Source organism: Flavobacterium psychrotolerans (genome assembly GCF_003097635.1).
Classification (GTDB): Bacteria; Bacteroidota; Bacteroidia; order Flavobacteriales; family Flavobacteriaceae; genus Flavobacterium; species Flavobacterium psychrotolerans.
In genome coordinates, this window is sequence record NZ_QCZI01000024.1 from 19,209 (window position 1) to 29,237 (window position 10,029).

Annotated in this window: 6 protein-coding genes; 4 read left to right on the forward strand and 2 right to left on the reverse strand. The window is 36.6% G+C overall.

Annotated features, from left to right (window positions below):
- The first annotated feature begins 22 nt into the window (after positions 1-22).
- Positions 23-904 (forward strand): GTPase Era, encoded by an 882-nt coding sequence (era, locus tag DB895_RS13520; RefSeq protein WP_116725900.1) that lies wholly within the window; start codon positions 23-25, stop codon positions 902-904.
- 286 nt (positions 905-1,190) lie between these two features.
- On the opposite strand, the gene DB895_RS13525 is transcribed toward era, so the two are convergent.
- Positions 1,191-2,108, reverse strand: a complete 918-nt coding sequence (locus tag DB895_RS13525; RefSeq protein ID WP_116725901.1) for a T9SS sorting signal type C domain-containing protein — start codon at positions 2,106-2,108, stop codon at positions 1,191-1,193.
- A 551-nt stretch (positions 2,109-2,659) separates the two neighbouring features.
- Complete coding sequence (locus DB895_RS13535; protein ID WP_116725903.1) at positions 2,660-3,157, reverse strand: hypothetical protein; 498 nt, start codon at positions 3,155-3,157, stop codon at positions 2,660-2,662.
- A 141-nt stretch (positions 3,158-3,298) separates the two neighbouring features.
- On the opposite strand from DB895_RS13535, the gene der reads away from it, so the two are divergent.
- The 3 genes from der to DB895_RS13550 all read left to right on the forward strand — a co-directional run.
- Positions 3,299-4,609: a ribosome biogenesis GTPase Der gene (gene der, locus DB895_RS13540; RefSeq protein ID WP_116725904.1), complete on the forward strand. Its 1,311-nt coding sequence runs from the start codon at positions 3,299-3,301 to the stop codon at positions 4,607-4,609.
- A gap of 95 nt (positions 4,610-4,704) precedes the next feature.
- On the forward strand, positions 4,705-7,485 hold the full coding sequence (locus DB895_RS13545) for an outer membrane beta-barrel protein (protein ID WP_116725905.1): 2,781 nt from the start codon (positions 4,705-4,707) through the stop codon (positions 7,483-7,485).
- A gap of 436 nt (positions 7,486-7,921) precedes the next feature.
- Positions 7,922-10,029: beta strand repeat-containing protein (locus tag DB895_RS13550; RefSeq protein ID WP_133242682.1), on the forward strand; the 2,108-nt coding region annotated here is incomplete at its 3' end.

Here is a 10,029-nt window from a genome sequence, read left to right on the forward strand (position 1 = left end):
TATTACTATAATTTAAGATATCATGGCACATAAAGCAGGATTCGTCAACATCATCGGAAACCCAAACGTAGGGAAATCAACATTAATGAATGCGTTTGTTGGGGAGCGATTGTCTATCATCACTTCTAAAGCACAAACCACGCGTCATAGAATCCTCGGGATTGTAAACGGAGAAGATTTTCAGTTGATTTTGTCCGATACGCCAGGAATCATCAAGCCCGCCTATGAAATGCAGGCTTCGATGATGAATTTCGTGAAATCGGCTTTCGAGGATGCGGATGTTTTAATTTACATGGTCGAAATTGGTGAACAGGAATTGAAAGACGAAGCTTTTTTCAATAAAATCATTCACGCCACCATCCCGGTTTTGTTGTTGTTGAACAAAATCGACAACTCAAACCAAGAACAGCTGGAGGAACAAGTGGCTTTTTGGACTGCAAAAGTGCCAAATGCGGAAATCTTCCCGATATCGGCATTAAAGAATTTTAATGTTCCGGAAGTTTTCTCCAGAATTTTGTCCTTGTTGCCGGAATCTCCAGCCTATTATCCAAAAGATCAATTGACCGACAAACCGGAACGTTTCTTCGTAAACGAAACCATTCGGGAGAAAATCCTGTTGAATTACAGCAAGGAAATTCCTTATGCGGTGGAAATCGTGACCGAAGAATTCTTTGAGGACGAAAACATCATCCGAATCCGTTCCCTTATCATGGTGGAACGCGAAACCCAAAAAGGAATTATCATCGGTCACAAAGGAGCCGCCTTGAAGAAAGTGGGTATGGAGTCCCGTGCCGATTTAGAGAAGTTTTTTGGGAAACAAATTCACATTGAATTGTACGTGAAAGTGAATAAAAACTGGAGAAGCAATGCGAATATGCTGAAACGATTTGGGTATAATCAGTAGTTTTTTAGTTTATAATTTTAATATTTAAAAACACAACTCTTTAGCATGTATAACGTTAATCCGAATGGCATGACTTTTATAAAATAGAAAAACCTATTCAATTGCTTGAGTAGGTTTTTTTATCGTATGGATATTTATAATTGTAATAACGTTTTGATTTTTGAATTAGCCAAAAAATCATTTCCCATTTTGGTAACAAGAACAGAATATTGATTTATAAAAAGCTATCTTAAATTAGTTTAAAACTTTCCAAAGAAAAGGGCACAGACAGTTTATAAAGAACTATTTAATTGGCCATTTTTTTAGTAATAATGTCGTTTTCGGTTGAAGTGATTTGCACGATTAAAACTTCGGGGTTTGATCCTGTAAATAATTTAGTTTGCGTAGCATTGATATTGTTTTTAGAGACCAAAAGTCGACCTGAGCTATCAAATATTTTTACACTTGAAAGCATTACTTGTCCGGAAGTAATCATTACATCCTGGTATTGTTTATAAGTCACTACGCTTTTTTCATTGAATGTAGGCTGATGTGCAGCCAATAAATTTTGGTACACGATTTCAAAACGGCTGGCGAAATTTCCTGCTTCGGAAGAAAATGAATAGGGGCCGGATTTTAAATCATGAATTGTATTGGTTAAATTATCTTTGATGTAGATACTTTGAGTTTTAAATATGCCGTCGAATGAGTCAATGCAAATGGAATAGGTACTGGCGTTGCCTATTTTATATTGTAAGGAAACAATATCGGTGGGGGTGAATTCTGGCCGCCCCTGTATAGAATATGCGCTTTCTATGATGGTACTGCAAAAATAATTGGTGTTGTTTATGTTAGAACCGTCAATCCCTCTGTCTACCCCTAAAGTAAAATCGGCAGAATATCCTACTGCTAATTGGCTATAAACGCCATTGCTGCCCGTTAAGCTTAACTTGTAGAGACTGATGCTTGAAAGTGCTGCATTGGAATTTCGGGATGACGACTTAGTTTTATTTGCGCAGGTTTCATTTACAGGTAGTAACTTTAACGCTGAATTGACAGGTTTAATGAGATCGTCAATTGGACTGAATTTGGCTTCCGCATTCCTATCTCTATTGGTTGATTCATAGGTGGTTTTGGTTCGTCCAAAAGTTGTATTCAAACCAAATAAGCTAACAAGGAAAAGCATTTTGGCCATCGAATTCGAATTGTGATATCTTTTTTCCATTTTTATATTGATTTTTAAGTAAGACAATTTTTTTTTGGTTTGAATCTTTTTGTCAATGATTTAATAATTTGAAAGACAATTATTAATGTGGTTTATTCTAGTTGTTTTTTTATCTACTTCAAAAGTAGCGCATTAAGGAGATCTAGATAAATGTTTTCGTTGAAGTGCTGTAAAATCTCGTTAAAGTTTAAAAAAGTGTAGTTTAGAGAATGTGAATAAGTCTTTTTTGGTAAAAAAAACACCTTCGTTTGTTGTTGATTTAGAAATACATTCGTCATCGCAAAAAACAATTGCAATGAAAAAAGGTAATAAACTAAAAAAACCTATCCAATTTAATCGGGCAGGTTTGTTGTTTTTGGGCAATGAAAGGAGAGTATTGTATTCAATTGCAAAAAAGGGGTGCTATTTTACTCGTAGTTTTAAAGGGCTTATTTATCTAAAAAAAAGTATAAATTAGGTGATTTTTCGGGTTTTTACTAGCTCAATTATTACTGTCAATGAAATGTAAAAAGGCATAGGAAGGGCTTAAATTATTGGGTCTGATTATGGTTTTACTTTTTTACAATATCCAAGAATAACTTTTCTAATTCTTCCATTTGCCCATTGCCTTGAAATCGGATTTGTCTGGCAATAAAATAGAGCAAAAACCAAACGAAAACCATTAAAGCCATTACTGCCAAATCCGTCATATACGATTGTTTTAGCATATAATTAGAATATGCAATCATTCCAAAAATGGTAAAAATCCCCGCTACGATAAAATGCAGAAACATAAAAAATGTCCATAGCGTTGGGTCAGGGCCAAATAAACCGCGGATGTGTGTTTCCTTTTCGCCTTTTGGTTCCAAATGCAAATGCAAGTGAGGAGACCAATATTGTTTTTTCAATCCAATTATATAAAACCAAATGTGATCCTCACAGACTTTTATTTTAAAATCCGGAGATTTTTTTTGGGCGTATTCTTTAAATTTTTGCTGCACCGTAGCAATGGTTTCGTCAATGTCTTTGTAGAAACGCAATCGCAGCCGGATTTCATGAGTTGCATCCATAATAACTTAATTTTGTGAATAATTATTTTAAGATATAGCTAATATAGTAAAATAATGGATATTACACTATTAAACACTACCTTTGCAACCCGAGTCTGCAGGGTAGATTAACAGACAAAGTAAATAGTTAGAAAAAGGATTATGAGTAATATTGTTGCCATTGTTGGAAGGCCTAATGTAGGGAAATCGACCCTTTTTAATCGGTTGATACAAAGAAGAGAAGCGATAGTAGATTCTGTTTCGGGAGTTACCCGTGATAGAAACTACGGAAAAAGCGAATGGAACGGAAAGGAATTTTCTGTGATTGATACTGGTGGGTATGTACGCGGTTCCGACGATGTTTTTGAAGGGGAAATCCGTAAACAAGTCGAATTAGCCATTGACGAAGCGGATGTCATCATTTTTGTAGTAGATGTCGAAGAAGGTATTACACCCATGGATGATGCCGTTGCGAGATTGTTGCGTAAAGTGACCAAGCCCGTTTTATTGGCGGTAAACAAAGTAGATAATGCGATGCGCGAAAAAGACGCTATCGAGTTTTATAATTTAGGATTGGGCGAATATTTTACTTTTGCCAGCATTTCAGGAAGTGGAACCGGGGATTTATTGGATGCCGTAATTGATGCTTTTCCAACAAAACCGGAACCAACCCAAGAAGAAATTGCCCTACCGCGTTTTGCAGTTGTAGGACGTCCTAACGCCGGGAAATCCAGTTTTATTAATGCTTTGATTGGTAAAGAACGATTCATGGTTACCGATATTGCAGGTACAACCCGTGATGCAATTGACACAAAGTTTGACCGTTTCGGTTTTGAATTCAACCTGGTGGATACGGCCGGAATTCGTCGAAAAGCCAAAGTGAAAGAGGATTTGGAATTTTATTCGGTGATGCGTTCTGTTCGAGCCATTGAGCATGCCGACATTTGTATCTTGATTATTGATGCCACCCGTGGTTTTGAAGGTCAGGATCAAAGTATATTTTGGTTGGCCGAAAAAAACAGAAAAGGAGTTGTCATATTAGTCAATAAATGGGATTTGGTCGAAAAAGATACCATGTCAACCCGAGATTACGAAGAAAAAATAAGAAAAGAATTGATGCCGTTTACCGATGTGCCTATTCTTTTTGTTTCGGCAATTACCAAACAACGTTTGTTGAAAGCTTTGGAAACTACGGTGCAGGTTTTCGAAAACAGAAAACAGAGAATTCCGACTTCTAAATTCAACGATTATATGTTGAAAGTAATTGAGGGCTATCCGCCACCTGCATTGAAAGGGAAATACGTAAAAATTAAATATTGTATGCAATTGCCAACAGCGACTCCACAGTTCGTGTTTTTTGCCAATTTGCCGCAATATGTAAAAGAGGCATACAAGCGTTTCTTGGAAAATAAGATCCGTGAAAATTGGGATTTTTCAGGAGTTCCGATAGATATTTACATTAGGGAGAAATAAAATTGTTATAGTTTTATTAAGAAAATTTTTATTCCCATACTAAATCACTTATTTCGTTGTTATTATTTAAAAATAGTAACAACGAAATTTTTTTTATGCCAAAATCATACTCTTTACTCGTCTTTTTATTCCTAAGTTTTTCTGCATTTGCTCAAAGCACCATCACCGTAAAAGGTAAAATTCTAGACAAAAATACACAAGTTCCTTTGGAATCAGCCACAGTTTACCTTTCATCGGTAAAAGATTCTGCGGTAATCGATTATACGATTACCGATAAAAACGGATTTTTTAAAATGAATACCAAGAAGATTAGCACTCCTGTTTTTCTGAAAATTTCTTACATCGGTTATCAGACTTATAAAAAAGAAGCTGCTACAATTATGGAAAGCAAAGATTTTGGAATTTTGCATTTATCTGAAAACTCACATGTTTTAGGGGAAGTCGTTATTAAAAGTGAGGCGCCGCCCATCCGAATCAAAAAAGACACTTTAGAGTTTAATGCTTCTTCATTTAAAGTGCGTCCTGATTCTAATGTAGAAACGTTATTGAAACAATTGCCAGGCGTGGAAGTTGCTGCCGATGGTAAAATCACCGTTAACGGTAAAGAAGTGAATCAGGTTTTAGTTAACGGAAAAGCTTTTTTTGACAAAGACGGAAAAATCGCTTTGCAAAGTTTGCCTTCGGATATTATCAATAAGGTTCAGATTTCGGACACCAAAACCAAGAAAGAAGAGTTGACCAAACAAGCGGCGAGTTCCAATAATGCCAGCATCAACTTGACCATTGACGAGGACAAAAACAAAGGATTGTTCGGTAAATTCATGGGGGGATTTGGTACCAATGACCGTTATGAAAGCAGCGCCTTAATCAATTATTTTAAGAATAAAAGGAAAATAAGTCTTTTGGCGTCTTCCAATAATATCAATTCTACGGGCTTTTCCATGGATGAGGTTTTTGACAATATGGGAGGCGGAAGAAACGTGTCCTATTCCAGTTTTGGGGATGGTTCATATGGTATTGGAAACATGCGTTTTGGTGGAGGAAAAGGAATTACAAAATCAAATATGCTAGGGGTAAATTATGGAGACGAATGGTTTAAAGATTTTGATTCAAATGGAAGTTATTTTTTCACCAATTCCAATTCTAAAAACACGAATAAAACCAAACAAATTAATTTATTGCCCACGGGTAATTTTACCACAAACTCGAATTCTAAATCAAATGAAGATCGGTACGGACATAATTTGAATTTTACTTTTGAATATAAAATAGATTCCACAACTTCAATATTTATTGCTCCAAAATTTCTTAAGGCGAATAACAAATATGCAGTCAGTTCCTCGGAATCTTCGGTTGATCAAAACAACCAATTGCTGAACGAAAATACTTCGGAGACTTTTGATGAAAATGACAAAACTAATTTCAGTAATTCCATTAATTTCAATAAATCATTTAAAAGAAAGGGGAGGTCTGTTAATGTTTTGTTTGACAACGAGAATACCAATGAAACAGCCAATTCATTAAATAAATCAACTTCAATTTTTTATCAAAATGCTACGTCGGACATTCGGAATCAAAGTTTAATCAATAGAAATCTAAAGGATTTGTATTCGTCTGAAATAACCTATTTAGAACCCATTACAGATTCTTTGAGGATTTCCTTGAATGTATATGCCCGTTCGGATAAATCTTCGGAGGTTCGAAAAGCGTTTGATTATGATGCTACTGCCAAAACCTATTCTGTTGCAAACGACAATTTATCCAATTCTATTTCCTCTGATGCCAAATTAATTGCGCCAAAAGCAGGCATTGCCATCGAGAAGAAAAAATTCATGTTGAATTTCACTGGAGGAACCAATATTGCGCAATTCGACAATCAATCCCTATATCTTGGAAAGACTACTAGTTTGAGTAAAAATTATATTTTTCCTTATGTTGATGCTAATGCGAGTTTCAAATTTGGGAAATCAAAATCCATTTGGACGAGTTATGAATATTCGGTTATTTTCCCCAAGGCGAGTCAATTGCTACCCGTAGAAAACATAGCCGATCCTTTAAACACCGTTATCGGGAATCCAAACCTCGATTTGAATAAAAGCCACATGTTCTTTTTTAGTTTTAGAGATTATGACTATGCCACCCGCTCTGGCTATACCTTATATTTTGGAGGAAGTTATTATGACAACCAGGTCGTGTCTTCCACTGTTTTTGATGCAAATGGTAAACGGACCACAACCTATGAAAATGTTTCAGGAACTCTTGACTCTTGGTTTGGCGGGCATTGGGACAAATCCTATAAAAACGGAGCGCATACGTTTAAATTTGGTTTTGGATCCAATGGTGGGCTTAACAAATTTAAAGGATACACAAACGGTAATTTGTATGATGCCAATGCCTTACGGATTACGCCAAGAGTGAATTTTACCTACGAGTATGGGGAGTTGCTGACCATAAATCCGTCCTATAATTTTACGTATAGCGATACAAAATACACGAATTATTCCATAAATTCTGCATCGAATGTGTTGCATAATTTCAATATTCAAACCACGAATTACTGGCCAAAGAATTGGGTTTTTGGGAATGATTTTGGCTATACCTATAATTCCAATATTGCCGATGGTTTCAAGAAGGATTTTTATTTATGGAACACCAGTTTAGCTTACAGTTTTTTTAATAAAAAAATGATTGCCAAAGTAAAGGTTTATGATGTTTTAGACCAAAATCAAAGCGCTACAAGAACCATAACTCCAACTACAATTCGTGATGAAGAAAACACAGTTTTAAAACGGTATCTCATGTTTTCGTTAACCTACAAAATTGAAAAATTCGCTGGGAAAGAAAAGCCTTCTAGAGGCGGTCGATTTATGTTTTAAAAGTGAGAATTATAGTCATAAAATCGAATTATAAAGGAATAGTAAAATATAATAGATCTTATTATTTTATGTTAATTAAATTTTTAGTTTTGCATTATGAAAAAAAATAAGAATTTAGGTTTGTTATGTTGTAATTAAGAATCATAATCTTTATAAATATTGAAGATAAAGCATTTTAAAAATATTTTTTTTTGAAATTTAAATCTTACAAAAAAAGCTATTTTTTTCTTTTCGTCGATTTTTTTTTCTTTTCGTCGATTTTATTAATAAAATTGGGATTTAAATATCTACATTGGTAATAATAATCTACACTAATTTATAATTTGAATTATTCAATAGTATCGGTTGGGTTTGTTGAAAATCAAATGTTTGTTCCGATGGGGTTTATATGCATGACCTAAACAATTAAAATGGTATTAATTATTAAAATTTGTCTATGAAAAAACTTCTACATTATTTAATAATAAAATTTCCTGGAAAAACATTTTTATCTTTATTCTTAATTTTGTTTGTTTCGGTTTGTAGTAAAGTTAATGCGCAAACTATTAGTGCCACGACTTATTCACTAACAGCAACTACAGGAGTAAGTTTAAATACGTACACGAGTCTGGGAACTCTTTTAAATACGGGACGAGATGATAACAATTCTGCGATAGCGAATATTGGTTTTGATTTTTGGTTTAATGGAACGCGTTATACTCAATTTGGAGTAAATACCAATGGTCATTTGAAATTGGGTTCTGTGCTTACTAGTACTCATTTTACCAATAATCTTGCAGATGGAGCCGAAGATCCGAAAATGGCTCCTTATTGGGAAGATTTAACAACTGGTTCCAACGGCTATGTTAGATATGGCCTTAATGGTACTGCTCCTAATAGAACCCTAGTTGTAGAATGGAAAACGAATTTGTATACTAGTGGAGCAAGTGTCAGTAGTACAGCACCTATGCTATTTCAGACTATTCTTTCTGAATCAACTGGAAGTATTCAATTTATTTATGGAGGAACTATAGCCACAGATACGGGTGACGGGGGATATTCAGCTGGTTTTAGTACTTCTACGACAAATATGGTTAGTGTGGCTACGGCAACAAATACCGCTACTTATGGTAGTGATCCAAATACGGCGCAAACTACAGCAATAACGGCCGGTAAGTCGTATACTTTTACCCCTTTAGTTCCAGTTGCGCCGACTGGTTTGACTTTTTCAAACCTTGCTACTACATCCATGACTTTGAATTGGACGGATAATGCCTCTAATGAAGTGGGCTATGCCATTTATACCTCTACAGATAACGTTACGTATACTTTCAATACACAAGTAGTAGCAAATGCTGTCAATGCAAATATTACGGGTCTTACTACTGATACGATATACTATTTCAAAGTATTTGCCGTGACTGAAGGTGCCTTGAGTTCGCCAGCCCTTACTGGTTCGCAAAGTACTCAGGCTGTACCGGTTGTCATCACTTCTGGCAATACCACTTGGACAGCTCCAGCTTGTGTTACTTCGGTAACCATTGAAGTTTGGGGAGCAGGAGGAGGTGGTGGAAATAGCGCTATGGCAACCTTAAATGGAGGGTCTGGAGGTGGTGGTGGTGCTTATGCAAAAGGGATTCACACGGTAGTTCCAGGAAGTTCTTATTACTATAGTGTTGGAACCGGAGGAGCTGGGGGGCCTGCAAATAGTTTGACTGCTCCAAATCCAGGAATACAAACTTGGTTTAATTCAACTGCCGCCACTAATTCGGCGCCAACAACCAACGCATTAGGTACTCTTGCGGTAGGTGGAGGTCCAGGGGTAAATAACTCTACGGCAGTTCCTACAAATGGAGGTGCTTCTGCTTCGTGTTTTGGCAATGTGACAACTGCATCTGGAATTGCAGGTAATGCCGGTATATTAACTGGTGGGGGTAATGGAGGCGCTGGAGCCAGTCCTGGAGGCGGAGCTGGTGGAGCAGGTTCTAATAACAATAATGGTTCTAATGGAAATCCGCCAGGTGGTGGTGGTGGTGGTGGTAATGATGCTTCAAACAGAAAAGGGGGAAATGGAGCCGTAGGGCAAATTATTATTACCTATTCAACGACCATTCCTACAACTGCTCCCGTGCTTAATGCGTCTATTTGTTCTGGTGCTACTTCTGTAAGCGGGACAAGCACAGAAGTCAATGGTACTACAATTGAAGTTTTTAAAGGAAGTGTTTCGCAAGGAACAACAACAGTATCTTCGGGAGCATGGACTAAAACAGGTTTAACGGCTTTGGTAGTAGGAGATGTTATTAATGCTACAGCTTTAGCGCCTTCGTGTAAAACAGTGAGTGTGGTTTCGTCTTCGGTGACTGTGACACCACTTAATACAGTGGCAGCTGCTTCTAGCACCCCAACGTTGTGTATCAGTACCCTTTTGACTAATATCACACATGCAACTACAAATGTCACAGGCATCGGAGCGGCAACGGGTTTACCCGCAGGCGTAACCGCAGCTTGGGCAGCAAACGTGATCACCATCAGTGGCACACCAACGGCATCAGGCGTTTTTGCATA

Bases quoted from the DNA above. Each gene is read 5' to 3' on its own strand.
- DB895_RS13525 (WP_116725901.1), bottom strand. From the start codon at position 2,108: ATGGAAAAAAGATATCACAATTCGAATTCGATGGCCAAAATGCTTTTC.
- era (WP_116725900.1), top strand. From the start codon at position 23: ATGGCACATAAAGCAGGATTCGTCAACATCATCGGAAACCCAAACGTA.
- DB895_RS13535 (WP_116725903.1), bottom strand. From the start codon at position 3,157: ATGGATGCAACTCATGAAATCCGGCTGCGATTGCGTTTCTACAAAGAC.
- DB895_RS13545 (WP_116725905.1), top strand. From the start codon at position 4,705: ATGCCAAAATCATACTCTTTACTCGTCTTTTTATTCCTAAGTTTTTCT.
- der (WP_116725904.1), top strand. From the start codon at position 3,299: ATGAGTAATATTGTTGCCATTGTTGGAAGGCCTAATGTAGGGAAATCG.